General features: G+C 74.8%; 25 protein-coding genes. 11 read left to right on the forward strand and 14 right to left on the reverse strand.

The features are described from left to right. Positions 1-86 precede the first annotated feature (86 nt). From O2W14_RS03185 to O2W14_RS03195, 3 genes are all read left to right on the forward strand, one after another. Positions 87-941 (forward strand): helix-turn-helix domain-containing protein, encoded by an 855-nt coding sequence (locus tag O2W14_RS03185; protein ID WP_269174641.1) that lies wholly within the window; start codon positions 87-89, stop codon positions 939-941. Between the two features lie 69 nt (positions 942-1,010). After that, complete coding sequence (locus O2W14_RS03190; RefSeq protein WP_269174642.1) at positions 1,011-1,961, forward strand: NADP-dependent oxidoreductase; 951 nt, start codon at positions 1,011-1,013, stop codon at positions 1,959-1,961. A 39-nt stretch (positions 1,962-2,000) separates the two neighbouring features. Continuing rightward, positions 2,001-2,462 (forward strand): cupin domain-containing protein, encoded by a 462-nt coding sequence (locus O2W14_RS03195; RefSeq protein ID WP_269174643.1) that lies wholly within the window; start codon positions 2,001-2,003, stop codon positions 2,460-2,462. Between the two features lie 43 nt (positions 2,463-2,505). Here O2W14_RS03195 and O2W14_RS03200 read toward each other — a convergent pair whose 3' ends face one another. The 5 genes from O2W14_RS03200 to O2W14_RS03220 form a co-directional block, all read right to left on the reverse strand. Next, the gene (locus tag O2W14_RS03200) at positions 2,506-3,789 is read right to left on the reverse strand and encodes a sulfate adenylyltransferase subunit 1 (protein WP_269174644.1); all 1,284 of its coding nucleotides are present in this window, start codon (positions 3,787-3,789) and stop codon (positions 2,506-2,508) included. Beyond that, positions 3,789-4,697, reverse strand: coding sequence for a sulfate adenylyltransferase subunit CysD (gene cysD, locus O2W14_RS03205; RefSeq protein WP_269174645.1), 909 nt, complete (start codon positions 4,695-4,697; stop codon positions 3,789-3,791). The genes O2W14_RS03200 and cysD overlap by 1 nt, the downstream gene beginning before the upstream one ends. Before the next feature lie 137 nt (positions 4,698-4,834). Next, the gene (locus tag O2W14_RS03210; RefSeq protein ID WP_269174646.1) at positions 4,835-6,433 is read right to left on the reverse strand and encodes a sensor histidine kinase; all 1,599 of its coding nucleotides are present in this window, start codon (positions 6,431-6,433) and stop codon (positions 4,835-4,837) included. Then, positions 6,430-7,167: a response regulator transcription factor gene (locus tag O2W14_RS03215; RefSeq protein WP_269174647.1), complete on the reverse strand. Its 738-nt coding sequence runs from the start codon at positions 7,165-7,167 to the stop codon at positions 6,430-6,432. The genes O2W14_RS03210 and O2W14_RS03215 overlap by 4 nt, the downstream gene beginning before the upstream one ends. A gap of 107 nt (positions 7,168-7,274) precedes the next feature. After that, positions 7,275-8,084: a siderophore-interacting protein gene (locus tag O2W14_RS03220; RefSeq protein ID WP_269174648.1), complete on the reverse strand. Its 810-nt coding sequence runs from the start codon at positions 8,082-8,084 to the stop codon at positions 7,275-7,277. Between the two features lie 302 nt (positions 8,085-8,386). On the opposite strand from O2W14_RS03220, the gene O2W14_RS03225 reads away from it, so the two are divergent. Next, complete coding sequence (locus O2W14_RS03225) at positions 8,387-8,617, forward strand: DUF2945 domain-containing protein (protein ID WP_269174649.1); 231 nt, start codon at positions 8,387-8,389, stop codon at positions 8,615-8,617. A 14-nt stretch (positions 8,618-8,631) separates the two neighbouring features. Continuing rightward, positions 8,632-9,063 (forward strand): DUF2795 domain-containing protein, encoded by a 432-nt coding sequence (locus tag O2W14_RS03230; RefSeq protein WP_269174650.1) that lies wholly within the window; start codon positions 8,632-8,634, stop codon positions 9,061-9,063. Between the two features lie 56 nt (positions 9,064-9,119). Here O2W14_RS03230 and O2W14_RS03235 read toward each other — a convergent pair whose 3' ends face one another. Further along, positions 9,120-10,079: a hypothetical protein gene (locus tag O2W14_RS03235; RefSeq protein ID WP_269174651.1), complete on the reverse strand. Its 960-nt coding sequence runs from the start codon at positions 10,077-10,079 to the stop codon at positions 9,120-9,122. 1,088 nt (positions 10,080-11,167) lie between these two features. On the opposite strand from O2W14_RS03235, the gene O2W14_RS03240 reads away from it, so the two are divergent. Then, the gene (locus tag O2W14_RS03240) at positions 11,168-12,760 is read left to right on the forward strand and encodes an LCP family protein (protein ID WP_269174652.1); all 1,593 of its coding nucleotides are present in this window, start codon (positions 11,168-11,170) and stop codon (positions 12,758-12,760) included. 165 nt (positions 12,761-12,925) lie between these two features. Here the strand turns inward: O2W14_RS03240 and pstB are convergent, their stop codons facing one another. The 6 genes from pstB to O2W14_RS03270 form a co-directional block, all read right to left on the reverse strand. Continuing rightward, positions 12,926-13,705 (reverse strand): phosphate ABC transporter ATP-binding protein PstB, encoded by a 780-nt coding sequence (pstB, locus tag O2W14_RS03245; RefSeq protein ID WP_163609772.1) that lies wholly within the window; start codon positions 13,703-13,705, stop codon positions 12,926-12,928. 25 nt (positions 13,706-13,730) lie between these two features. Beyond that, on the reverse strand, positions 13,731-14,816 hold the full coding sequence (pstA, locus tag O2W14_RS03250) for a phosphate ABC transporter permease PstA (protein ID WP_269174653.1): 1,086 nt from the start codon (positions 14,814-14,816) through the stop codon (positions 13,731-13,733). Continuing rightward, complete coding sequence (pstC, locus tag O2W14_RS03255; protein WP_269174654.1) at positions 14,816-15,766, reverse strand: phosphate ABC transporter permease subunit PstC; 951 nt, start codon at positions 15,764-15,766, stop codon at positions 14,816-14,818. Before pstC ends, pstA begins: the two co-directional genes overlap by 1 nt. A 126-nt stretch (positions 15,767-15,892) precedes the next feature. Continuing rightward, positions 15,893-17,026, reverse strand: a complete 1,134-nt coding sequence (gene pstS, locus O2W14_RS03260; RefSeq protein ID WP_269174655.1) for a phosphate ABC transporter substrate-binding protein PstS — start codon at positions 17,024-17,026, stop codon at positions 15,893-15,895. 214 nt (positions 17,027-17,240) lie between these two features. Next, positions 17,241-18,206, reverse strand: coding sequence for a mycothiol synthase (gene mshD, locus O2W14_RS03265; protein WP_269174823.1), 966 nt, complete (start codon positions 18,204-18,206; stop codon positions 17,241-17,243). After that, the gene (locus O2W14_RS03270; protein WP_269174656.1) at positions 18,203-18,943 is read right to left on the reverse strand and encodes a winged helix-turn-helix transcriptional regulator; all 741 of its coding nucleotides are present in this window, start codon (positions 18,941-18,943) and stop codon (positions 18,203-18,205) included. Before O2W14_RS03270 ends, mshD begins: the two co-directional genes overlap by 4 nt. A gap of 147 nt (positions 18,944-19,090) precedes the next feature. Between O2W14_RS03270 and O2W14_RS03275 the strand changes: the two genes are divergently transcribed. The 5 genes from O2W14_RS03275 to O2W14_RS03295 all read left to right on the forward strand — a co-directional run bounded on the left by O2W14_RS03275 (position 19,091) and on the right by O2W14_RS03295 (position 22,472). Beyond that, positions 19,091-19,912, forward strand: a complete 822-nt coding sequence (locus tag O2W14_RS03275; protein ID WP_269174657.1) for a hypothetical protein — start codon at positions 19,091-19,093, stop codon at positions 19,910-19,912. Then, a complete protein-coding gene (locus O2W14_RS03280; protein WP_269174658.1) occupies positions 19,909-20,619 on the forward strand; it encodes an LmeA family phospholipid-binding protein in 711 nt (236 codons plus the stop codon). Before O2W14_RS03275 ends, O2W14_RS03280 begins: the two co-directional genes overlap by 4 nt. A gap of 41 nt (positions 20,620-20,660) precedes the next feature. After that, the gene (locus O2W14_RS03285) at positions 20,661-20,996 is read left to right on the forward strand and encodes a TlpA family protein disulfide reductase (RefSeq protein ID WP_269174659.1); all 336 of its coding nucleotides are present in this window, start codon (positions 20,661-20,663) and stop codon (positions 20,994-20,996) included. A 346-nt stretch (positions 20,997-21,342) separates the two neighbouring features. Then, on the forward strand, positions 21,343-22,176 hold the full coding sequence (locus O2W14_RS03290) for a sulfurtransferase (RefSeq protein ID WP_269174660.1): 834 nt from the start codon (positions 21,343-21,345) through the stop codon (positions 22,174-22,176). Between the two features lie 2 nt (positions 22,177-22,178). Further along, on the forward strand, positions 22,179-22,472 hold the full coding sequence (locus tag O2W14_RS03295) for a DUF1416 domain-containing protein (protein WP_269174661.1): 294 nt from the start codon (positions 22,179-22,181) through the stop codon (positions 22,470-22,472). A gap of 101 nt (positions 22,473-22,573) precedes the next feature. On the opposite strand, the gene O2W14_RS03300 is transcribed toward O2W14_RS03295, so the two are convergent. Both O2W14_RS03300 and O2W14_RS03305 read right to left on the reverse strand, forming a co-directional pair. Beyond that, positions 22,574-24,088 carry an FAD-binding oxidoreductase gene (locus O2W14_RS03300; RefSeq protein WP_269174662.1) on the reverse strand — a complete coding sequence of 505 codons (1,515 nt, stop codon included), beginning with the start codon at positions 24,086-24,088 and terminating at the stop codon, positions 22,574-22,576. A gap of 166 nt (positions 24,089-24,254) precedes the next feature. Further along, positions 24,255-24,941 carry a TetR/AcrR family transcriptional regulator gene (locus O2W14_RS03305; RefSeq protein ID WP_269174663.1) on the reverse strand — a complete coding sequence of 229 codons (687 nt, stop codon included), beginning with the start codon at positions 24,939-24,941 and terminating at the stop codon, positions 24,255-24,257. Between the last annotated feature and the right edge of the window lie 53 nt (positions 24,942-24,994).

Below are 24,994 nucleotides of genomic sequence, written 5' to 3' on the forward strand. Positions count from 1 at the left end.
GGTGCCGGTCCGACAGGTGAGGCGCCCCACCCAGCGTGCGCGCAGCAGCCGGTCACGGACGTCGTCCGGCCCGGCAGACTGGCGCGGTGGAGGATCACGACTTCGGTGCCGCTGTGCGCCACCTGCGGGGGTGCACGGACCCCGCGTCCGTCGGGCTGCCGCCGGGCCCCCGGCGGGTGCCCGGGCTGCGCCGGGAGGAGCTCGGTGAGCTCGCCGGGATGTCCGCCGACTACGTCCGCCGTCTGGAGCAGGGACGGAGCCACCCCTCGGCCGGTGTAGTCCGGGCCATCGCCCGGGCGCTGCGGGTCGGTCGGGCGGACTACGAGCGGCTGTCCGCGCTGGCCGGTTACGCCGCGGCGGACGGGCAGGTGCCGACCGAGCTCGGCCCGGGTGCGACGCGGCTGCTGGAGCGGTTCTCCGACACCCCGATGATCGTCACGGACGCGGCGATGAACCTCGTCGCGGTCAACAGCGCGTTCCTGGCCCTCGAGCACTGGGACCTCACCGGCGGGCGGTGGGACTGGAACGTGGCCTGGCGGCAGTTCTGCAGCCCCTTCGGTGCCTTCCAGCAGTCCGCGGCCGACGCGGCCAGTCACGAGGCGGTGCTCGTGGCCCAGCTGCGGGCCGCGCTGCTGCGCCACCCCGCCGACGTCCCGCTCGCCGCCCTGGTGGACGAGCTGCGTGGCCGGAGCCGGCGGTTCGACACGCTGTGGAGGGCACCGCGACCGGTGGCGGCCTACGAGAGCGCCGCGACCTTCACCCAGTCCGACGGTGACTCCCTCACCCTCGTCGGGAACCTGATCGCGATCCCGGGCGACGACCTGGCGGCCGTCATGCTCACCGCGGCGCCGGGGTCACGGGACGCCGCCCGCCTGGTCGAGGTGGTCGGTGCAGCCGACGGGCGTGCGGTCGTGAAGGTGGGCCGGTCCGGCCCAGGATGATCTCGCCGGGACCTGCCAGGTTGGGCCGTGCACGAGATCCCACGGCACCCGGTGAAGGCAGGTACAGCGATGAAGGCAGTGCGGTTCCACGAGGTCGGCGGTCCGGAGGTCCTGCGGTACGAGGACGTCGACCTGCCCACCCCCGGCGCGGGTGAGGTGCGCGTGCGGGTGGCGGCCTCGGCGTTCAACGCCGCCGACAACGGCATGCGCGGCGGGTTCCTCCCCATCCCGGTCGTGCTGCCGCACGTGCCCGGCTACGACGTCTCCGGCACGGTCGACGCGCTCGGGGACGGCGTGGGCCGGGTCGTCGGCGAGGGTGGGCTGCAGGTGGGGGACGCGGTGATCGGGTTCCTGCCGATGGAGCGCGACGGCGGCGCGGCGGAGTACGTCATCGCCCCGGCCGACGCGCTGGTGCTGGCACCCGCGAAGGTCCCGCTCCCCGACGCGGCCGGTCTGCCGTCGGTGGCGCTGACGGCCTGGCAGGCGCTGTTCGACCTCGGTGGGCTGACCGCCGGGCAGCGGGTCCTGGTCAACGGCGCGGGGGGAGTGGTCGGCAAGTACGCCGTCGCGCTGGCCAGGCGGGCCGGCGTGCACGTCGTGGCGACCGCCAGCCCGCGCAGCATCGACGCCGTCCGCGCGGCCGGGGCCGACGAGGTCATCGACCACACCACCACCGACGTGCTGGGCGCGGTCGACGGGCAGGTCGACGTCCTGCTCAACCTGGCGCCCATCGAGCCGGACCAGTTCGCCGCGCTCGTCGCCGTGGTCCGCGACGGCGGCAGGGTCGTCAGCACCACCGCCTTCATGGCCACCCCCGGCGACGAGGCCCGCGGCGTCAGCGCGGCGACCGTGTTCGTGCTGCCGAACCGGGACCGGCTGGCCGAGCTGGCGTCCCTCGTCGACAGCGGCGACCTGCAGATCGAGGTCACCCGTCGCATCCCGCTGACCGAGCTGCCCGCGCTGCACGCGGAGGCCGCTGCCGGTCGTGTCACCGGCAAGGTCGTCGTCCTGCCCGCCTGAGGCGGACCCGACCGACCACTCACGAGACCTGGAGGAGTCATGAGCATCCCGTACCTCGCCCGACCCGAGCAGCACCAGCAGCTGGAGTGGCTGAACGGCGACACCCTGTCGATCCTGCTCGACGGCGCAGCCACCGACGGCCGGCTCATGGTCGGGCGCTTCGACGTGAGCAGGGGGGAGGCGCCGCCCTGGCACGTGCACAGCAGGGAGGACGAGGTGTTCCTGCTGATCAGCGGCACCGCGCTGGTGTGGGCCGGTGACGAGGAGGACGAGCTGACCGCGGGCGGCATCGTCTTCCTGCCCAGGAACGTGCCGCACTCGTACCGCATCACCTCGGAGAAGGCCGACCTGCTGATGATCAACACCCCGGCCGGCATCGAGGGGATGTTCCGCGAGACCGGGCGGGACCGGTCCACCCCGCGACCCGACGGCTTCACCGTCACGCCGCGACCGGAGGTGGCCACCGCGTACGGCAGCACCGTCCTGGGCCCGCCCCGCTGAACCCGGCGCCGCCCCGCCGAGGGCGGCGCCGGGGACCCGGAGGTCAGGAGGGCGTGAGCATCCCCGCGCCGACCGTGGCGTTGGTGGCCTCGTCGATGAGGATGAACCGGCCGGTGACCCGGTTGCGGTGGTAGTCGTCGACGAACAGCGGCTGGGTGGTGCGCAGCGTGACCCGGCCGATGTCGTTGAGCCCCAGGCCCTCGACCCCGGTCTGCCGGTGCAGGGTGTTGACGTCGAGCCGGTACTGCAGGTCCTTGACCACGGCGCGCACCGAGCGGGTGGTGTGCTTGACCGCCAGCCGCATCCGGGGCACCAGCGGCGCGTCGGCCATCCAGCAGACCATCGCGTCGAGGTCCTGGGTGACCTGCGGTGCGTTGTGCGGCCGGCAGATCATGTCGCCACGGGAGACGTCGAGGTCGTCGGTCAGCCGCACGGTCACCGACATCGGCGGGAAGGCGGCGTCCAGCGGGCCGTCGGGTCCGTCGATCGCCGCGATCGTGGTGGTCAGGCCGCTGGGCAGCACCTGCACCTCGTCGCCGGGGCGCAGCACGCCGGCACCCACCCGGCCGGCGTAGCCGCGGTAGTCGCGGGACTCGTCGGTCTGCGGGCGGATCACGTACTGCACCGGGAACCGGGTGTCGACGAGGTTGCGGTCGCTGGCCACGTGCACGTGCTCCAGGTGGTGCAGCAGCGACGTCCCCTCGTACCAGGGCGTGTTCGCCGAGCGGGTGACCACGTTGTCGCCCTGGAGTGCGGAGATCGGGACGACGGTCAGGTCGGGGACCTCGAGCTTGGTGGCGAAGGCGGCGAACTCCTCGCGGATGCCCTCGTAGACGTCCTCGGACCAGTCGACGAGGTCCATCTTGTTGACCGCGACGACCAGGTGCGGCACCCGCAGCAGCGAGGCGAGGAAGGCGTGCCGGCGGCTCTGCTCGAGCATGCCCTTGCGCGCGTCGACCAGCACGATCGCCAGGTCCGCGGTCGAGGCGCCGGTGACCATGTTCCGGGTGTACTGCACGTGCCCGGGGGTGTCGGCGAGGATGAACGTGCGCCGCGGGGTGCTGAAGTAGCGGTAGGCGACGTCGATGGTGATGCCCTGTTCGCGCTCGGCGCGCAGGCCGTCGGTGAGCAGCGACAGGTCGACGTGGTCGCCGCGACTGGCCCGCTCGATGGCGGCGTACTGGTCCTCGAAGACGGCCTTGCTGTCGTAGAGCAGCCGGCCGATGAGGGTGCTCTTCCCGTCGTCGACGGACCCGGCGGTGGCGATGCGCAGGATGTCCTTGCGGGCGGTGGCGAGCTCGGCGGCTGCCTGGGCGAGAGCGCTCATCAGAAGTACCCCTCCTTCTTGCGGTCCTCCATGGCGGCGTCGCTGACCTTGTCGTCGCCGCGGGTGGCCCCGCGCTCGGTCAGCCGGGTCACCGCGATCTCGGCGATGACCTCGGCGACGGTGCCCGCGACCGACGGGACGGCGGCGGTCAGGTTCGCGTCGCCCACGGTGCGGTAGCGGACGCTGCGGCGCTCCACCTGCTCGCCGTCCTTCGGGGTGATGAACTCGTTGACCGCGTAGAGCATCCCGGCCCGGTCGACGACGTCGCGCTCGGCGGCCAGGTACAGCGCCGGGATGGCGATCTCCTCCTGGGCGATGTAGCCCCAGATGTCCAGCTCGGTCCAGTTCGACAGCGGGAACACCCGGATCGACTCACCGAGGTGGGTGCGGCCGTTGTACAGGTCCCACAACTCGGGCCGCTGGTTCTTCGGGTCCCACTGGCCGAACTCGTCGCGGAAGGAGAACACCCGCTCCTTGGCCCGCGCCTTGTCCTCGTCGCGCCGGGCGCCACCGAACAGGGCGGTGAACCCGTGCCGCTCGACGGCGTCCAGCAGCACCGGCGTCTGGATCCGGTTGCGCGAGCCGTTGGGCTCCTGGCGCACCGTGCCGGCGGCGATCGCGTCGGGGACGGACGCCACGATCAGCTCGACGCCGAGCTCGGCGACCCGGCGGTCGCGGAACGCCAGCACCTCGGGGAAGTTCAGCCCGGTGTCGACGTGCATCACCGGGAACGGGATCCGCGCCGGGGCGAAGGCCTTGCGGGCGAGCTCCAGCATCACGATGGAGTCCTTGCCGCCGGAGAAGAGCAGCACCGGCCGCTCGGACTCGGCGGCCACCTCGCGCAGCACGTGGATGGACTCGGCCTCCAGCGTCTGCAGCTGGGTGAGCCGGTGGTCTGCGGTCGTCACGCTCTCGGGCTCCCGGGGACGGCGGCACGCACCGCCGGACGGCGGCACACGTCAGCGGGGCAACCGCATCGACGTGATGCGGATTCCCCGCGACCAGTGTCCGGCATGGCCTCCGGGGCGCCGCCGGGTGGGACCGCTCAGACCTCCGTGGGCCCCGGTCCGGACCGGGGCAGCCGCACGGTGAACGTCGCGCCCTCACCCGGCGCGGTGGCCAGCTCGACCCGGCCGCCGTGCGCGGCGACCAGCGAGGACACGATCGACAGGCCCAGCCCGCTGCCCCCGGCCGCACGGGTGCGGGAGGTGTCGGCCCGGTAGAACCGCTCGAACACCCGGTCGGCGTCGGCGGCGGACATCCCCGGGCCTGCGTCGGAGACGACGACGCAGACGGTGTCCGGGTCGTCGGCGGGCTCGGACAGCCGCACGGTCACCGGCGTCCCGGCCGGGGTGTGGGTGAGCGCGTTGGTGACCAGGTTGCCGATCACCTGCCGCAGCCGCGCCTCGTCGCCCAGGACGACGGGGACCTCGGTCAGTGACGGATCGAGCACCAGGTCCAGGGGGCGGTCGGGCTGCACGGCGCGGGCGTCGTGCAGCGCGTCCTCGGTCAGTTCGGCGAGGTCGACCGGGACGACGTCCAGCGGCCGCTGCTGGTCCAGCCGGGCGAGCTGCAGCAGGTCCTCGACCAGCAGGCCCATCCGGGTCGCCTCGGACTCGATCCGCTGCATGAGCCGCTGCACCTCGGCCGGGTCGCGCACCGCACCCTGCCGGTGCAGCTCGGCGAACCCGCGGATCGAGGTCAGCGGGGTGCGCAGCTCGTGGCTGGCGTCGGCGACGAACCGGCGCATCCGGCCCTCGGAGGCCACCGCCTGCTCCTCGGAGGCCTGCTGGGCGCGGAAGGAGCCCTCGATCCGGGCGAGCATGCCGTTGAGGGCGTTGGACAGCCGGCCGACCTCGGTGCGCTCGTCACCGACCGGCACCCGGCGGGACAGGTCGCCGGCCGCGATCGCCTGCGCGGTGCGCTCGACGTCCTGCAGCGGCCGCAGGCTGTTGCGCACCAGCAGGTAGCCCGCGACGCCCAGGACGACGAGCACGGCCATGCCGACGACGAGCTCGAGTGCGATCAGCCGGGCGAGGACGGCGCGGTCGGTGGAGAGGTCGACGCCGTAGACGATCGTGAACGTGTCGGTGACGGGCTGGACGACGACCCGCCAGCGGGTGGTGCCGTCGTCGGAACGGACCGTGAAGGGCGCCTGGCCGTACGCGTTGAGCACCTCGGTGCCGGCCCGGGGCAGGTCGGGGGTCGTGGCCGACGAGCGCCCGTCGGACAGCTCCGCGAAGGTGTCCTCGGGCGAGACGCACGCCAGGAAGGTCCCGCGGCCGGCGAGCTGGGCGTCGGGGGTCGTGCACGCGCGCTGCAGCAGCGGGAGGTCCTTGGCCAGCTGCTGGGCGTAGCTGACCACCTCCTGGTTGCGCTGCTGCAGGAGGTAGTCGCGCAGCAGCGACGTGGCCGCGAAGCCGGTGGCGGTCAGCGCCGCGGCCACCAGGGCCACCAGCAGCGCCACGAGGGTGACCCGCAACGGGACCCGCGCGCGCAGGGCCCGCGGGCCGTACGGCGGCCGGACGGTCGCCGGTGCCGGGTCCCCGGCCGCCCCGTCGTCGGGCGGACGGTCGTCGGGGCTCTCGCCCGGGTCCGAGGAGAGCGTGCCGACGGACCCGCTGGTGGTGGCCGGGCCGCTCACGTGCCGCGGGGCAGGCGCAGGGAGTAGCCCACGCCGCGCAGCGTGTGCAGCAGCCGCGGCTCGGTCGTGTCGACCTTGCGGCGCAGGTAGGAGATGTAGGACTCCACGACGTTGGCCTCGCCGTTGAAGTCGTAGTTCCACACGTGGTCGAGGATCTGCGCCTTCGACAGCACCCGGCCGGCGTTGGTCATCAGGTAGCGCAGCAGTTTGAACTCGGTGGGGGAGAGGCTGACCAGCTTCCCGGCCTTGAGGACCTCGTGCGACTCCTCGTCCAGCTCGATGTCGGCGAAGACCAGCCGCGGCGCCTCCGCCACCTGCTGGGCGCCCTGGGTGCGGCGCAGCACCGCGCGGATCCGGGCCAGGACCTCGTCGAGGCTGAAGGGCTTGGTGACGTAGTCGTCACCGCCCAGGGTCAGGCCGTTGACCTTGTCCTCGGCGGCGTCGCGGGCGGTGAGGAACAGCACCGGGGTGTGCGTGCCGTTCTGCCGCAGCCGGCGGACGACGCCGAAGCCGTCGAGGCCGGGCATCATCACGTCGAGCACCAGCAGGTCGGGGCGGAACTGCTCGGCGACGGCGAGGGCCTGCTGCCCGTCGGGCGCGGTGGCGACCTCGAAGCCGGCGAACCGCAGGCTGGCCGAGAGCAGCTCGCGGATGTTCGGCTCGTCGTCGACCACGAGCAGCCGGGCCTCCGGCCGGGGACCGGACGCCGAGGAGCCGGAGCTGCTGCCGGACACGGGGCCTCCCGTTGGACTCTGCGCCGTGGTCGTGGTCATGGTGCCAGGGTGCGGCGGCGTACTGCGGTGGGCCTGCGCGTTCCCTGTGAGGAGGCTGGGGGTCCGGGTCAGCCGGCCGGGGACATGGCCCGGCCGCGCCGCCAGTAGCCGATCGCGTGGTGCTGGTGCCGCCGGAGCCCCCAGCGGCTGCGGAGGTCGGCCCGCACGGCGCGCACCGTGGCCGACTCCGCCCCCACCCACGCGAAGAGGTCCTCGCCCTCGGGCCGCTCGAGCGCGGCGACGGCGTCGACCAGCAGCGTGCTCTCGCCCGGTCCGGTGCCGGCCCGGTGCAGCCAGCGCACCTCGACGCCCGCCGGGGCGGGGAGCTCCTGCTCCTCGGCGGGGCCGGCCACCTCCAGCAGGGCGACGCCGCGGGTGTCGGGTGCGGCGGCGGCCAGGATCCGGCTGATCCCGGGCAGCGCCGTCTCGTCGCCGGCCAGCAGCAGCCAGCCGGCGAGCTCCGCGCCCAGCGGCGCGGCGGCGGCGATGCCGAGGAGCGCACCGGGCGCCGCGGCGGCGGCCCAGGCGGCGGCCGGTCCGTCGCCGTGCAGCACGAAGTCGACGTCCACCTCGCCGGCGGCGGGGTCCTGGCGACGGGCGGTGTAGCTGCGCAGTGCGACGCCGTGGCTGCCCTGCGGCCACACGATGCGGCCGTCGCGGGCGATCTCGGGCCACCGCGGTGCGGCGTCGCCGACCCGGGGGACCAGCAGCGACAGCGTCGGCCCGGCGGCGGCCACCACGGCGGAGGAGGCGCTCAGGGTGACCCGGCGGACCGCGGGCGTCACGTCGCGCACGGCGCTGACGGTGAGGACGTCGACCGGGCGGGCGACGGCGTCGACGCCTGCGTCCGCGCCGGCGGGGGTCTCGGTCGGTTCCACGGTCGCCAGGTTAACGAGGGCCGGGCACCACGAGGGCCGGCCCGACCGGCCCCGGGGGAATGGGGCCGACCGGGCCGGCGATCGAGGACGGGCACTCACCGAGCGTGACCAGCTGACTGCGCTGACCGGGGGAGACGCTTGGAGCGGCCCGTCGAGTGAGCACGCTACGTGACGGTCGCGCGGCCCGACCACCCGTCCCGGTGGACTCCCCCCGAACGGGTGAGGGCTGCCGCGCCCGGCAGGTCGATGTGTGCGCCCGTCCCGCCCCGGGCAGGCAGGGCGGACTCAGAGCGGACCGACGAGTGGACGACGAGGAGCCGGTGATGGCGCAGGAGTTCGACAAGGGCGACCACGTGAGCTGGAAGAGCCACGGCGGCGAGGCCGAGGGCACCGTCACGAAGAAGATCACGAAGGACACCGAGGCGGCCGGGCGCACCGTGCGGGCCAGCGAGGACGACCCGCAGTACGAGGTGGAGAGCGAGAAGAGCGGCAAGTCCGCCGTCCACAAGCCCGGCGCCCTGCACCAGGACTGAGCGAGGAGATCTCGATGAGCGAGAACGACGACACCTTCGCGGGCACGTCCGCCCGCAGCACCACGCACAGCGCGCGCCAGGACGACCTGCTCAAGCACGAGGTCGAGGGCATGATGCGCTCCGGCCGGTCCACCCACGCCGAGGAGTGGAAGGACCCCGAGCCCGCCGCCGAGGGCGAGCCGGACGTCGACAGCTCCCCGGCCGACACCCTGCTCGGTGGCGTGCCGGTCGGCATGACCCCCGACGCGGTGGTGGCCCGGGCCGAGCTGGCCCGCTGGCTGGTCCGTGCCGACTTCCCGGCCACCGGCCCGGAGCTGGTGGAGGCAGCCCGCGACCACCGCGCACCCGACGCGGTCGCCGACGAGCTGGCGAGGCTGCCCGACGGGGAGACCTACGAGCGGATCGGTGACGTCGTCCGCGCCCTGGGCTACCCGACCGAGACCTGAGCCGGGCAGTCCCCGTCGACCGGCGTCGTCCCTGCGGGGCGGCGCCGGTCGCGCGTTCAGTGCCCGGTGCTGGCCTCCTCCTCGGCGATCTCCTCCGCGCCGCGGCGGCGCATCAACTTCGAGCCGGGGAAGCCCTTCACCACCTGGCGCATGTCCTGGACGGTGTCCAGCAGGGCGTGCACGTCGGGCACCACGTCGCCCAGGGTCACCAGCACCGGGACGACGTCCTCGTCCAGGTGCACGACCAGGTCGGGGAGCCGGTCGACCAGCCCGATCAGCGCCGCCACCTCGTCGGGGTCCAGCTGGTCGACGAAGCGGGTCAGCGCCGGGGCCAGCCGGGTCAGCGGGTCGGCGTAGTGGTCGACCAGCGGGACCAGCGTGCCGACCAGCGGGGTCACCGTGTCCAGCAGGGGAGTGGTGGTCTCGATCAGGTCCTCGGCCCGGCCCAGCAGGCCACCGGCCGCCGCGGCCGTGCCACCGACCACAGCCAGCACCTGCTCGGCGGCGTCCGTGGTGCCGCCGATCCTGGCCACCACCTGCTCGGCGGCGTCGGTGGTCCCGCCGATCCGGGCCACCGCCGCGTCGGCGGCCGCCTGGGTCACGCCGATCTGCGCCACGGCCCGGTCGGCCGCGGCCTGGGTCTCCCCGATCTGCAGCACCGTCTGGTCGGCGGCGCGCTGGGTCACGCCGATGTGCTCGATCGCCTCGTCGGCCCGCGCCCGGGTGGCCGCCACCCCGGCGATCGCGTCGTCGGCAGCGGCCTGCGTCGCCTTGATCCGGGTCATCGCCTCGTCGGCGTGCGCACGGGTCGCGTCGACGGCGGCGATCGCCCGCTCGGCGGAGTCGGCGAGCAGCTCGGCACGGTCGATCAGCGCGGTGCCACGCTGCAGCAGCCGTTCGAGCTCGCCCATCGCGCCGGCGATCCTGGGCAGCAGGGTCAGCGCCTCGGCGACGCCGTCGCGCAGGCCACCGGCCGCGCTCAGCACGTCGGTCGGGCCGGGGAAGGGCAGCTTCACCGGGCCGACGCTACGGTCCGGCGGGTGTCCCTGCCGGTCGAGCGTGCGCAGGACATCGGCCCGCCGTCCGCGCGTCAGGACGCCGCAGGGGTCTGCCGACCGTATCGTGGGAAGGTCCCCCGGCGGGCGGCTCGAGCGCGGCCGGGGCGCGTATCGAGCGGCCCGGCCACGGCGCCGCAGGACACGACGATGGGATGTCGACACCGGTGGCGGACCGACCGAGGCCGAGCGGGACCGACGGTGCCGTGCCCGTCGACGACCGCGCCGCCTCGGGTTCCCGCGCCGCCGGTGACGGCCCGGCCGCCCCGCTGACCGTCGCCGAGCTCGTCGCCCGTTCCGGTGGCAGCGGTGTCGGCCGGCGTGCCGGCCGCCGGGAGGCGGAGGCGACCGGCCGCCAGGCCCCGGTCGACGACCGTGGGGTGCCGCGGCCGACCACGCCGGGGCCGCCGGACGGGGGCCGGCGCACCGAGTGGCCGCGCGGCGCCGACCCGGCTCCCCGCGTCGGCGCGCGGCGCGACGCCGACCGCCCGGCCCCCGAGCCCGCCCCGCCGGTGCGCCCGGCCGGCTGGCAGCCCGCCGCACCGGCGCCGGACGCCGGGCCGCCGGCAGCCCCCCTGACCGGGTTGTTCCCGGGCAGCACCGCCGACGTGCGTCCGCCCGCGGCGCCGCCGGCCGCCCGATCGGCCGCTCCACCGCTGCCGGCGACCGGGCGCAACGCGCCCCCGCCTGCCGCCCCGCCCGCACGTCCCGCGGCCGCTCCGCCGCAGCCGGCCGGCCCGGCCCCGACCTCGTCGTGGCCCGTCCCCACGTCGACCGGTCCGTCCCCGTGGGGGAGCCCACCGGCCGGCGCGGTCGCCGCTCCCCGGTCGGTACCCGGTGCGGCAGCCGGCTCGAGCCCGGCGGCCCCCGTCCCGGCGTCCGGTCCTGCTGCGGCCGCGGGCCCCGCCGCTGGCCCTGCCGTGAGCCCGCCGCCGGCTGCGAGCCCGGCACCTGCCGCCGGCCGCGCCCCGGCGGGGGCCTCCTCCGCTGCTGCACCCCCGCTCCTTGCGGCCGGCCCGGCACCCGCCGCGCGCGGGGTGTCGCCCTCGGTGCCGGTGCCCCCGCTGCCGGTCTCCCGCGGCGCCGTCGGGAGCCCCGTCCTGCCCGCCGTCCCCGCGCCGGGTGGGCCGCAGCCCTCGGTCCCGGTCCCCGGGGTGCGCCGGAGCCTGCCGGTCCCGCCGATCCCGGGCCGCGACCTCCCGACCTCGACCGGCTCGACCGCCGTGCGGCGGGTGCGGACGCCACCGAGCCCCGCCCGGCGCCGGTTCACCCGGGCGGTGTTCGCCCTGCTCGCCCTCCTCGGCGTGGTCGTCGCCGCCTACGGGGGGCTCTACGTCTACGGCGACCGGGCGCTGGGCCGGGTGGACGCCCTGGTCCCCGACGGGCCGGAGGTGCTCGCCCCGCAGCTGCAGGTCGGTGCCGAGACCTCGCTGGTGGTCACCAGCGGCCTGCCCGGGCGCAGCGGCCTGGCGTCGGTGAGCGCGCTGGTCGCGCACGTGGCCGAGGACGGTCAGGTCGTCGTGGTGACGCTCCCGCCGACCGCGTTCAGCGACACCCCCGCCTGCCGGGCCGCCGACGGGTCGCTCCGCCCGCCGGCCACCGAGCCCTTCGCCGACGCCCTGCTGCAGGGCGGGCCCTCCTGCCTGGTGCGGTCGGTGCAGCAGCTGACCGGGCTGCGGGTCGACCACTACGTCGGCGTCGACGCCGCCCGGCTGCCGGGGCTGGTCGAGGTGCTCGGCGAGGTGGACATGTGCCCGACCGTCGGCGAGCAGCAGCTGGCCGGGACCGCGGTCGCCGACCACCTGCGGCCCGGTGGGGCCGGGTCCGACGTGACCGGCGCCGTCGTCGGCCCGCGCGGGCAGCAGGTGCTGAGCTCCACACTGACCGCAGGGCTGACCGGGGGAGCGCTCGCCGACCCGCTGACACTCGCCCGCTTCCTGTCCGGGGCCGGCGACACGCTCACCGTCGACGAGGCGACCAGCCTGCAGGAGGTGCGGTCGCTGGGCCTGGCGCTCGGGCCGCAGGGGGAGTCGACGGTGGAGGTCGCCGAGCTGCCCGTCGCCCAGGTCGGCCGGGTGGCCGCCGGCAGTGACCAGGCCGCCGTCGTCATCGACGCGCTGGCCACCCGCGAGCTGTTCGACGAGGTCATCAACAGCGGCCGGCTGCCGGTCCCCGAGCCGCCGGCCGAGGGGCAGCCCGCCGACGCCGCCCAGGCCGCCGCGCCGGCCGGGGGTCTGGTGGCGCCGGTCGCCACCGACCCGGTCCCGGCGGGCACCACGGTCACCGTGCCGCCGGAGGGGGTGACCGTCGACGTGCTGGACGCCACCGGGACCGGCCGTACCGCCGAGGTCGCCGACGGACTGGCCGCCGGCGGGTTCCGGATCGGCGCCCGCGGGGTCGAGCCGGGCGCCGTCGACCGCACCGTCGTCCGCTACGGGCCGGCGGCGCTGGAGCCCGCCCGCACGGTGGCCACGGCGGTGCCCGGTGCCGTCCTGGTGGAGACCGCCGCGGTGGGCGCCGCCGTGCAGCTGGTCGTGGGCCCGGACTACACCGGCCTGGCCGCGGCGCCGTTCGGCACGCCGGTGCCGGCGACGGCCGTCCCGCCCGCCGCGGACGACGCGGGCCGGGCCTGCACCAGCTGACCCACCCGGTCGGCGGTCACCTGCAGCGGTCACGGGCCCACGGGGGACCGGACCGGGGCAGGCACGCACGGGCGGGCCTCGCACACGACAGCGGCCCCGCCCCCCGCCGAGGCGGGGGACGGGGCCGGGGTCCGTGCTGGTCGAGCCGGGCGGCTCAGCGGGGGATCACCCGAAGCGGCCGGAGATGTAGTCCTCCGTGGCCTTCTCCTCGGGGTTGCTGAAGATCTTCTCGGTGGGGTTGAACTCGATCAGCCGGCCGGGCTGGCCCACGCCGTTGAGGTTGAAGAACCCGGTGGAGGTGCTCACGCGCGCGGCCTGCTGCATGTTGTGCGTGACGATGACGATGGTGAACCGCTCCTTGAGCTCGGTCATCAGGTCCTCGATGGCCAGCGTGGAGATCGGGTCCAGGGCGGAGCACGGCTCGTCCATCAGCAGCACCTCCGGCTCGACCGCGATGGCGCGGGCGATGCACAGGCGCTGCTGCTGGCCACCGGACAGGCCCGAGCCGGGGCGGTTGAGCCGGTCCTTGACCTCGTTCCAGAGGTTGGCGCCCTTCAGCGAGCGCTCGACCAGGTCGTCCATCGCGCTCTTCTTCATCTTGGTGCTGTTCAGGCGCACCCCGGCGACCACGTTGTCGTAGATCGACATCGTCGGGAACGGGTTCGGCCGCTGGAAGACCATGCCGATCTGCCGGCGGACGTCGACCGGGTCGACGCCGGCGCCGTAGAGGTCCTGGCCGTCGATGACGACCTTGCCCTCGACGCGGGCACCGGGGATGACCTCGTGCATGCGGTTCAGCGACCGCAGGAAGGTCGACTTGCCACAGCCCGAGGGGCCGATCAGCGCGGTGATGCTGCGCGGCTCGATGGAGATGTTGACACCCTCCACGGCCTTGAAGTTGCCGTAGTAGATGTCCAGGTCACTGACGTCGATGCGCTTGGCCACGGTGGTGTTCCTCCGGATGGGTCGGTCAGCGACCGGTCTTGGGGGCGAAGAAGCGGGTGATCAGGCGGGCGACGACGTTGAGCGCCATGACCAGGATGATGAGGACGAGCGCCGCCGTCCAGGCCCGGTCCAGGAAGGCCTGCGTCGCGGTGCCCGGCTGGGTGAGCTGGTAGTAGGCGAACACCGGCAGGGTCGCCATCCGTCCGTCGAACGGGTTGAGGTTCGTGCCGGTGATGAGGCCGACGGTGATCAGCAGCGGCGCGGTCTCGCCGATGACGCGGGCGACCGACAGCGTGATGCCGGTGCCCAGGCCCGCGATCGCGGTGCGCAGGACGACCTTGACGACCGTGCGCCACTTCGGGACGCCCAGGGCGTAGGCCGCCTCGCGCAGCTCGTTCGGGACGAGCTTGAGCACCTCCTCGCAGGAGCGCACGACCACCGGGATCATCAGCACCGACAGGGCGACCGCGCCCATGACGCCCATCCGCACCGAGACGCCGAAGATGAGCGTGAACAGCGCGTAGGAGAACAGGCCGGCCACGATCGAGGGGATGCCGGTCATGACGTCGACGAAGAAGGTGATCGCCTTCTTCAGCCGGCCGGTGCCGTACTCCGTCAGGTAGACGGCGGTCAGCAGGCCGATGGGCACCGAGATGACCGTGGCCAGGGCCGTGATGATCACGGTCCCGAGGATGGCGTGGTAGGCGCCACCGCCCTCGCCGACGACCCGGTACATCGAGTTGGTGAAGAAGGCGCCGTCGAGCCGGGGCAGGCCGTTGTCCAGCACCGTGTAGACCAGCGACAGCAGCGGGACCATCGCGATGGCGAAGGCCGTGGTCACCAGGGTGGTCACGAGCCGGTCGCTGGCCTTGCGGCGGCCCTCGACGGACCGGGAGGCCAGGTAGACGAACAGGCTGCCCAGCACGACGCCGTAGATGACGGTCAGCGCCACGCTGAAGCCGGTCAGGGCCGACAGCCCGGCGCCGACGGCCACCCCGAGGAGGAACAGCCCCAGCGGGGCGAAGCGGGGCAGCCGGCGCTGCTCGCGCACGGGGCCGGAGTTGCCGGAGCTGGTGGCGCCGACGGGGGCGAGGGGGGTCTGGGTGCTCATCAGTTGGCTCCGGAGAAGTCGGCGCGCCGGTTGACGATCCAGCGGGCGAGCATGTTGACGGCGAGCGTGATGAGGAACAGGGCCAGGCCGCTGGCGATGAGCGTGTTCACGCCGATGCCGGTGGCCTCGGGGAAGCGCAGGGCGATGTTCGAGGCGATCGTCGAGGGGTTCGAGTTGCTGATCAGGTTCACGGTCGCGCCGGCGCCACCGGACAGGATGATCGCCACCGCCATCGTCTCGCCGAGCGCGCGGCCCAGGCCGAGCATGGAGCCGGCGATCACGCCGGACTTGCCGTAGGGCAGCACCGCCATCTTGATCATCTCCCAGCGGGTGGCGCCCAGGGCCAGGGCGGCCTCGCGGTGCAGGGCCGGTGCCTGGCTGAACACCTCCCGCGAGATGGCCGAGATGATCGGCAGGATCATCACGCCGAGCACGATGCCGACGGTGAGCATCGTGCGGCCGCTGGCGGAGGCGGGGCCGGCGAAGAAGGGCAGGAAGCCCAGGTGGTCGGCCGCCCAGGCGTGGAAGGGCACCAGCTTGGGCGCCAGGACCGCCAGGCCCCAGAAGCCGTAGACGACGCTGGGGATCGCGGCGAGCAGGTCGATGACGTAGCCCATGGTCGCGGCGATCCGGCGGGGCGCGTAGTAGGTGACGAACAGTGCGATCCCGACCGCGAGCGGGGTGGCGACCAGCAGCGCGATCACGGCGCCGAGCAGGGTGCCGAGCACCAGCGGGCCGATGTAGGGGCCCAGCCCGTTGCCGTCGGGGATCTCCGACGGTGCGGCGGTGAGGGCCGGGATCGCCTCGCTGATCAGGAAGGCGGCGACGCCGGCGAGCACGAGCAGGATGAAGATGCCCGAGCCTCTGGCGGCGCCGGCGAAGAGGCGGTCACCCGGGCGGCGGACTGGGCGCTGCGCCGGGGGTTCGGTCGGGGCCTTCGTGGCGGTCACCGCTGCTCCGTGGGTCGTTCGGAAGGTGTTTCGTGGGGTGGGTCAGGCGGTGCGGGTGCCCGGGTCCGGGCGGTGCGATGGCCCGGGACGTCGGTCGACGTCCCGGGCCATCGCGGTGTGCCGGTGTCAGCCGGCGGCGGTGATGGCGTCGACGGCCGTCTGGGCCTGCGTGCGCAGGGTCTCAGAGATCTGGGCGCTGCCGGCGTTCTCGGAGGACGCGGCCTGGCCGTCCTCGCTGATCACGTACTGCATGAAGCCCTTGACGGCCGCGGCCTTGGCGGCGTCGTCGTACTGCACGCAGCCGACGTGGTAGCTGATCAGGACGACCGGGTACTCGCCGGAGCCCTCGGTGGCGCGGTTGAGCTCGATGGCGAAGTCGTAGTCGCCACGGCCCTCGACCACCGGGGAGTTCTCGACGACGGCGGCGGCGGCCTCGGCCGACGGGGCGACGAACTCGCTGCCGACGGCGACGCTGACGACGCCCAGGTCGGAGGCCCGGCTGGCGTCGGCGTAGGTGATCGCACCGGCGGTGCTGGTGACGACGTCGATGACGCCGGAGGTGCCGTTGGCGTTCTCGCCGCCCTCGAGCGGCCAGACGCCGTCCGGCTCGGCCGTCCACGCGTCCGGGGCCGCCTCGTGCAGGTAGGCGGTGAAGTTCTCGGTGGTGCCCGAGTCGTCACCACGGTGCACGGGGACGATCGGGGTGGCCGGCAGGGTGACGCCGGCGTTGTCGGCGGCGATGGCCGGGTCGTTCCAGGTGGTGACCTTGCCGCTGAAGATGTCGGCGACGGTGGCCGGCTTCAGGTTGAGGGTGTCGACGCCCTCGAGGTTGAAGGCGATGGCGATCGGCGAGATGTAGTTCGGCAGCTCGAACACGTCGGCGGTCGCGCACCGGTCGGCGGCCTGGGTGAGCTCCTCGTCCTTCAGCGCGGCGTCGGAGCCGGCGAAGTCGGCAGCGCCGCTGAGGAAGGCCTTGCGGCCGTTGCCGGAACCGCTGGGGTCGTAGCTGAACTGCACGTCGGGGTTCTCACCCTCGAAGCCGGCCTGCCACGCCTCCATGGCGGACTGCTGGCTGCTGGCACCGGCGCCGACGAGGGCACCGCTCAGCTCAGGGGCGGCGCTCGAGGCGCTGCCGCCGGAGGCGGCCGCACCGGCGCTGCCGGAGGGCTCCTCGTTGGACGCGCCACAGGCGGCCAGGGCGAGGGTGGCGGCGAGAGCGGAGGAGACCGCAGCTGCGCGCGTCGTGGTGCTGAGCTTCAACTCAGTGCCTTTCAACTGAAGGGTGCCCGGACGTCGAAGCCGGGCTGTCTGCGTGACGTGGCAAGACGCTAAGCAGCCCAGGTGGACGGATCCGGCTCCGTCGGTGAACGAGGCATGAACGCGGGTTGAGACGTCGGCCACGACTCGGCGGACGCTGTCCGTCCACCGGGTGAACCACCGCGTGGCGAGACGGTGGGGAGCCGGAACTGGACCCTCAGCGAGGGGTCGGCCGCCGCCACGAGACGTCGACCATGTGCCGGGTGAACCCGCTGCGCTCGTACAGTGCGACGGCCGCGGCGTTGTCCTCCTCGACGTACAGGAGCACGTGCGACAGCCCGCGGGCACGCAGGTGGGCCAGCCCCAGGTCGGTCAGCGCGCGGCCCAGGCCGGTGCCCTGCGCGTCGGGGTCGATGCCGAGCACGTACACCTCGCCGGCCGGTGCGTCGCCGACCTCACCCGCGGGGTGGACCTTGGTCCAGTGCGAGCCGAGCAGTCGGGGCCCGGTCGGGTCCTCGCGCCAGGCGAGGAAGAAGCCGGCCGGGTCGAACCAGTCCTCGGCCTCGCGGAGTGCGAGGTCGCGGGCGGTCCAGGAGCCCTGCTCGGGGTGGTGGGCGAAGGCGCGGGAGTTCACCCGCAGCCAGGCGTCCTCGTCGGTGCCCGGCCGGAAGGGCGACACGGTGACGCCGGCCGGCAGTCGCGGGTGCGGGTCGGGGTCGACGCCGTCGAGCGGGCGGCGCATCTGCAGCAGCACCCGGGCGCGCTCGTACCCGCGGCCGCGGGCCAGCTCGGCGGAGCCGGGCAGCTCGCCGTGTGCCCAGACCCGCAGGGGGCGGTCGCCGGCGAGCTCCTCGAGCCGGCCGAGCAGCGCCGTCCCGACGCCGCGGCGGCGGGCGGCCGGTGCGACGACCAGCTCGGCCTCCGCATCGTCGTCGGCGGGCCGCTCGAGGCGGGCGTACCCGACGAGGCTGCCCGCGGCGTCCCGGGCGGTGAGGTCGGCACCGCCGGCCGGGCCGCCGTGGGCCAGCCGCAGCTCGGACTCCTCGGAGACCGGCCGGACGCCGTCGGCGGCCAGGGCGGTGGCCAGCAGCGCCTCGACCTCGGCCACCGCGGCGGCGGGCAGCCGCTCGGTGACCTCGACGAGGTGGGCGGGCGGTTCGGTGCTCAGCGGACCGGTGCTCAGCCGAGGGTGTCGGTCGTGGCGACGTCGGCGGCGGCGGTGGCCGCGGCCGTGGCGTCGGCGACCTGCTGGTCGAGCTTGTAGCCGACGTTGCGCACGGTGCCGATCAGTGCCTCGTGCTCGGTGCCGAGCTTGGCCCGCAGCCGGCGGACGTGGACGTCGACGGTGCGGGTGCCGCCGAAGTAGTCGTAGCCCCAGATCTCCTGCAGCAGCTGGGCGCGGGAGAAGACCCGGCCCGGGTGCTGGGCGAGGTACTTGAGGAGCTCGAACTCCTTGTAGGTGAGGTCGAGCGGGCGGCCGCGCAGCTTGGCCGAGTAGCTGTGCTCGTCGATGACCAGCTCGCCGGCCTTGGTCACGCCGCCCTCGCCGCCGTCGGCCGGTGCGGCCGCGGCGAGCCGGCGGGCGGTGGCCCACTTGAGCCGGGCGTCGACCTCGGCGGGGCCGGCGGTGTCGAGCACCACGTCGTCGACGCCCCAGTCGGCCGACAGCGCGACCAGCCCGCCCTCGGAGAGGACCGCGACCAGCGACGCGGCCACGCCGGTGGAGGCGAGCAGCGAGCACAGGGTGCGGGCGGAGACCAGGTCGTGCCGGGCGTCGACGAGGACGACGTCACCGGCGTCACCGTCGAGCAGGCTGGACAGCTCGGGGGCCACGACGCGCACCTGGTGGGCCAGCAGCCCGAGTGCGGGGAGGACCTCCGTGGTGGCCTGCCGGGCCGAGGTCATGAGCACGAGTCGCATGTCTCTCCTCACTGGGGCGTGGTCCCAGGCCGTCGACCGCGCTGTCGAGGTGAGAGGGCAGGATAGCGGACGCGCGGCCCCGCCAGGACGCTCGACGGTCGGGCGGGTCCGCACGGCTCCGGCGCCGGTCTCTGGGACGATCGCGGGGTGACGGCGACGGGGGTGGACGTGGAGCTGTCCCGGCGCGTGCACCACCTGCCCGCGGCCGGGGCCGTGGTCGTGGCGACCGCGCTGCTCGCGCTGCTGCCCGTCGCCCTCGACGACGCCGGCCGGTTCGCCGCGGTGCTCGTGCTGCAGCTGGCGCTGGTCGCCGCGTGGGTGGTGGCCACCGGCATCCGCGGGTCCACCGGCTCCCTCGCGCTGGGCGGGCTGGCCGCGGTGGGGGCGGACCTGGCGATGGTGCTGCCCGAGCGCCCGGAGCTGGACCGGCTGCTCGCCGTCCTGGGGCTGGGCTTCCTGCTCGCCGTCGTCCACCAGATGACCCGTCCCTCGCCACGCCGCTACCTGGTGGCCTCGCTGGCCGGGGTCCTGCTGCTGCTGTGCTGCGTCAGCTCCCTCGCTGTGCTGCTGGCCGTCGCCCGGGTCCACGACGGCGCGCAGGCCGTGCAGACCGCGGCGCTCGCGGTCGGCGGGGCGGTGCTGGCCGGCCACCTCGTCGACCTCGTCCTGCCCCGCCCGCAGATCGCCGACGGCGTCCCGCGCGGTCTGCTCGGCCTGGTCGTCGCGGTCCTGGCGGCGGTCGTGGTCACGCTGCTGCGCCGGGACGGCGGCGCGCTGGTCGACGCGCTCTCGGCGGCGGTCCTCGGGGCCTCGCTCGGCGGGGTGGCCGCGCTGACCGCGGTCGGTGCGTCCTACGTCGTGGTCGAGCGCGGTGCCCCCAGCTGGTCGCTGCCGGTGGTGCAGGCGGTGCTGCCGCTGGCCGCCGCGGCGCCGGTCGCCTACGCCCTCGCCCTCTACGGCACCGCATGAGCCGCCGGGCCGGGTGCCTCGGCGCGCTCGTCTTCCTCCTGCTGCTCGTGGTGGGCCTCCTCGTCGTCGTCGACCGGGTCGGGGTCGGCATCGCCGAGGACCGGGTCGCCGAGCAGGTCGCGCAGCGCGGCGGGCTCACCGCGCCGCCCGAGGTGGAGATCGCCGGCTTCCCGTTCCTCACCCAGGCGCTGGGCGGTGAGTACGACGACGTCCGGCTGCGGCTGACCGCCGAGGAGCTCGGCCAGCCGGCGGGGACGAGCGCCGACGTCTCGCTGCGCGGGGTGCACGTGCCGCTGTCGGACGTGGTGTCCGGCTCGGTGCAGCAGATCCCGGTCGACCGGGTCGAGGGCACCGCCACCCTGTCCTACGCGCTGCTGGCCCAGCAGCTGGACGGCGAGACCACGCTGGCCCAGGACGGGCAGGGCATCCGGGTCACCCGGCAGGTCGAGGTGCTCGGCGTCCGGCTGCCGCTCAGCGCCACCGGCACGGTCCGCCTGGAGGACGGCGACGTCGTCGTCGACGTGGGCGAGGCCTCGGCCGGCGCCCTGGACGTGCCCGACGCGGTGCTGGACCAGGCCGCGGACCTGCTGGACCTGCGCTACCGCGTGCCCGCGCTGCCCTTCGGCCTGCAGCTGACCAGCGCGGTCCCGGCGGCCGGCGGCGTCGACGTCCGCGTCGAGGCCACCGACACCGTGCTCACCGGCTGAGCGGGGGAATGCGGTCGGCGGCCGGCGGCGTTCCCGCTGGCGTGCCCGCCGGAGCCGATCTCGCCGTGCTGGAGGCGCTCGGGGCGCGTCCGCAGGACGCCGACCTGACCGTCGTCCAGTTCTCCACCGCCTTCTGCGGCCCCTGCCGGGCCACCCGCGCCCGCCTGCAGCAGCTGCAGATCTCCCGCCCGGGGCTGTCCTACCTGCACGTGGACGCCGAGAGCCACCTCGACGAGGTGCGCGCCCTGGACGTCCGGGTCACCCCGACGCTGTTCTACCTCGACCGCAGCGGCGCGGTGCTCGGGCGCAGCACCGGCGCGCCCCGCGCCGCGGAGCTCACCGCCCTGGTGGACGCCCACACCGGCGCACGGGCGTGATCCGCTACCCTCGCGCCGTGGGCCCCCTGCTGACCTCGCGCCGCACAGTCGACCTGTGCCGCGTCGGCAGCAGCCTGTGTCCGGCTCCCTGAGGGCGGACCCCACCCGCCCAGACGTGCCCTGACCGCCGTCCGGAGGCCCTCCCCGATGTCCCCACCTGCCGCGCCGCTGCCGCGGTCGACGTCCGTGGTCCACGGCCCGGCGCCCTCGTGACCGGTCCTGCACCGGCCGCTGCACAGCCCGACGCGGTCCCCGGCACCCGCCGGGGCCGCGAGCTCCACCTCGCCGTCCGGCGGGCGCGCGACGCCCGCACCCGTCCGAGCAACCACCGAAGGAGAGCCACCCCATGAGCCGTACCGACGTGCTCGTCACCGCAGACTGGGCCCAGGAGCACCTGGGGCAGCCCGGCATCGTCTTCGTCGAGGTCGACGAGGACACCAGCGCCTACGACAAGGGCCACATCGAGGGCGCGGTCAAGCTGGACTGGAAGACCGACCTGCAGGACGCCGAGTCCCGTGACTTCGTCGACCGCGAGGGCTTCAGCGCCCTGCTGTCGGCCAAGGGCATCAGCAACGACGACACCGTCGTGCTCTACGGCGGCAACAACAACTGGTTCGCCGCCTACGCCTACTGGTACTTCAAGGTCTACGGCCACGGCGACGTCAAGCTGATCGACGGCGGCCGCAAGAAGTGGGAGCTCGACAGCCGCCCGCTGTCGGCCGACGCCGTCGAGCGCCCGGCCACCTCCTACGCCGCGGGTGAGCCCGACGCCTCCATCCGCGCCTTCCGCGACGAGGTCGTCGACGCCATCGGCACCAAGAACCTCGTCGACGTGCGCTCGCCCGACGAGTTCGCCGGCAAGCTGACGGCGCCGGCGCACCTGCCGCAGGAGGGTGCCCAGCGCGCCGGGCACATCCCGACCGCGGTGAACGTGCCCTGGAGCAAGGCGGCCAACGAGGACGGCACCTTCAAGAGCGACGAGGAGCTGGCGAAGCTCTACGCCGACGCGGGTCTGGACGGGACCAAGGACACCATCGCCTACTGCCGCATCGGTGAGCGCTCGAGTCACACCTGGTTCGTGCTGCGCGAGCTGCTCGGCCACGAGAACGTCAAGAACTACGACGGCTCGTGGACCGAGTACGGCTCCCTGGTCGGCGTCCCGATCGCGAAGGGCGCCTGACCGTGTGCGGGGCCCCCGAGCAGGGTGGCGGTCTCGCCGGCGTGGACCTGACGACCCAGACGGTCATCCAGGGGCAGGTCTGGCACGACGGGTCGCCGGTCGCCGGCGCCTACGTGCGGTTGCTGGACGCCACCGACGAGTTCACCGCGGAGGTGGTGACCAGCCCGGAGGGTCACTTCCGGTTCTTCGCCGCCCCCGGTGACTGGACGCTGCGGTCGCTGTCGCCGCTCGGCCGCGCCGAGCGCAGCCTCGCCGCCGACATCGGCCTGAACGAGACGACGCTGGCCATCGCGTGACGAAGGACCCCCTTGCCCCCCACGCCTCGCAGGCTCGGCGCGGGACCCTGTAAGGGGGCCGAAGGGCCCGTCTCCCCCGCGGGGAGGCGGGCCCTGTCGCGTCAGCGGGCCGGGACGCCGTAGCGGTTCGGGGCGATGGTGCCGCGCGGGTCCAGGGCGGTCTTGAGCCGGGCGAGCAGCGCCCGGGCGCCCGGGTCGGGGTCCAGCCGGTCGACCCACGCAGCGTGGTCGACGTCGAGCCGGTAGGGGCGGAAGCCGGCCTCGGCGAACAGCTCGTGGGCCAGGTCCAGGGCGGCGTGCACCTGGTCCCGGTCGGCCGCGGTGAACCGCACCGACATGACGAAGTCGGCGTAGTCGGTGCTCAGCACGTGCACCACCGAGCCGAACCGCACCCCGGTCTCGGTGGCGATCCGCTCCTTGAGCCGGTGCGCGGCGGCGACGTCGGTGCCGGTCATCGGCACCATCGGCAGGAAGAACAGCCAGCCGTGCCCGCTCTCGTCGAGGCCGGCGGGCGTGGTGCCGAAGGTCTTCGCGAACACCGCGTCGTTGCTGGACGGGTCGCCGGCGAAGTTGTGCGCCACGTCGACGTCGACCAGGTCGCGGTCCTCCTCGTAGGCCGAGACCTCGGTGAACGCGCCGCTGGCCCGTACCTCGTCGACCAGCAGCCCGACCAGGGTGTCGATCGTGCGGTCGGTGCCGTCGACGCACAGGTGGGCGACGAACTCCCCGGCGCCGGCCTCGCCGCCGTAGCGGTTGGTGGCGGCGGCGTCGTAGACCTTCGGGACGGCGTCGACGAGGCCGGCGACCAGCCAGCCGCGGACGGCGTCCATCGCCTCGACCAGGCCGGCGTCGGTGAACCGCAGCCGCACCACCCGCTGGGCCTGCGGCCGGGGGAGCAGCCGGACGGCGGCGGCGGTGACGATGCCCAGGTCGGACTGGACGAACAGGTCGGCCAGCCCCGGGCCGAGGCCGTGCGGGTAGACCGGGGTGTGCCGCGTGGCGTCGGGCCACCAGCCGACCCGCACCAGCTCGCCGTCGGGCAGCAGCACCTCCAGGCCCAGGACGTCGTCGGTGCGCTGGGCGCGGAAGCCGACCCCGCGCTCGAGGGCGTTGCCGATCACGCTGGTGGTCGAGGCGGAGTTGGTCACGTTCAGCATCCGGGAGGTGCCGGCCAGCCGGGCGGCGAGCCGGCCCTGCGTGACACCGGGCTCGACGACGGCCCAGCCGCGGTCGACGTCCAGCGCGCGGATCTCGGTGAGGTCCCCGAGGTCCAGGGTCACCACGTCGTCGTGGGCCGGTTCGCGGGAGCCCAGTCCCCAGTTGTGGCCGGTGCTGATCGCCTGCAGCCCGCAGGCGCCGGGGAACCGGTCGAAGACCTGCACCACGCGGCGGGCCTCGGCGACCGTGCGGGGGCGCAGCACGCCGAACACGTCGCGCGACCGGGCCATGCTCACGTTGGCGCTGCGGACCAGCGGCAGGGCGGTGCCGGTGGCGTCCACGTGGTGCCGCGCCCGGGCCGGGCCGACCACCGCCGTCGCGGCCCGCAGCGCCTCGGCGGTCGCGGTGCCCGCCGTCCGGGGGGTCGTGCTGGTCACCGTGGTGTCGGTGGCGGTCATCGGCGGGTCTGCTCCTCGGGTGGCCGGCCGGGGAGGGTCCGGCGCGGTGCGCGGCCCCGGCGAGGTCGGGGGACAGCTTGATCGAGGAAGGGGTCGCTGTCGGTGACCGACGCGGCAACTCTGCCCGTACGACGGTCGCCCACCCGGGTGACGCCGTGACCCGGGGTCACCCCGCGGGGTGGAGCCCGACCAGGCCGGCGAGGTCGGTCATCGCGTCGTCGAAGAACCGGTCGGCGTCGGTGACCGCCCCGGTGAACTGGCCGAAGAGCTCGAAGCTGACCACGCCGAACAGCGAGCTCCAGGCCAGCAGTGCCCGGCCTCGCACGGCGTCGTCGAGGGCCGGGTCGTCCCCGCCCAGCAGGTCGACCGCCGCGGGCTCGACCAGGCCCGTCGTCCGGTGCGCGGTCTCCGGCAGCAGGCCGGCGCGAGCGGCGTCGCCGAGCACGCGGCCGAGCACCGCACCCACCCGCACGGCCGACGGGACGGTGTCCCGGGGTGCCGAGTAGCCGGGCACGGGGGAGCCGTAGAGCAGTGCGTACTCGTGCGGGTGGTCCTGCGCCCAGCGGCGGACCGCCCGGCAGACGGCCAGCCAGCGCGCGGCGGGCGGGGCGGTGGGGTCGTCGGCGGACTCGGCGGCTGCCCCGATGGCGTCGTAGGCGTCGATGATCAGCCGGGTGAGCAGCTCGTCCCGGCTGGGGAAGTAGCGGTAGACCGCCGAGGACGCCATGCCCAGTTCCCTGGCCACGGCGCGCAGCGACAACCCGGGAGCCCCGACGGTGGCCAGCTGGGCGCGGGCGAGGTCGGCGATCTCCGCGGTCAGCTCGGCGCGCGCACGGTCACGGGCGGTCGGCACCGGCCCAGGATGACTGACGAGAGCAGTGCACGCAAGTAAGAGCGGTGCTCTTG

This window comes from Modestobacter sp. VKM Ac-2986 (genome assembly GCF_026967795.1).
Classification (GTDB): Bacteria; Actinomycetota; Actinomycetes; order Mycobacteriales; family Geodermatophilaceae; genus Modestobacter.

Coding starts and splice junctions, on each gene's coding strand:
- O2W14_RS03230 (WP_269174650.1), top strand. CDS start 8,632: ATGAGCGAGAACGACGACACCTTCGCGGGCACGTCCGCCCGCAGCACC.
- O2W14_RS03200 (WP_269174644.1), bottom strand. CDS start 3,789: ATGAGCGCTCTCGCCCAGGCAGCCGCCGAGCTCGCCACCGCCCGCAAG.
- O2W14_RS03195 (WP_269174643.1), top strand. CDS start 2,001: ATGAGCATCCCGTACCTCGCCCGACCCGAGCAGCACCAGCAGCTGGAG.
- O2W14_RS03270 (WP_269174656.1), bottom strand. CDS start 18,943: ATGCGACTCGTGCTCATGACCTCGGCCCGGCAGGCCACCACGGAGGTC.
- O2W14_RS03290 (WP_269174660.1), top strand. CDS start 21,343: ATGAGCCGTACCGACGTGCTCGTCACCGCAGACTGGGCCCAGGAGCAC.
- pstA (WP_269174653.1), bottom strand. CDS start 14,816: ATGAGCACCCAGACCCCCCTCGCCCCCGTCGGCGCCACCAGCTCCGGC.
- O2W14_RS03300 (WP_269174662.1), bottom strand. CDS start 24,088: ATGACCGCCACCGACACCACGGTGACCAGCACGACCCCCCGGACGGCG.
- O2W14_RS03190 (WP_269174642.1), top strand. CDS start 1,011: ATGAAGGCAGTGCGGTTCCACGAGGTCGGCGGTCCGGAGGTCCTGCGG.
- O2W14_RS03280 (WP_269174658.1), top strand. CDS start 19,909: ATGAGCCGCCGGGCCGGGTGCCTCGGCGCGCTCGTCTTCCTCCTGCTG.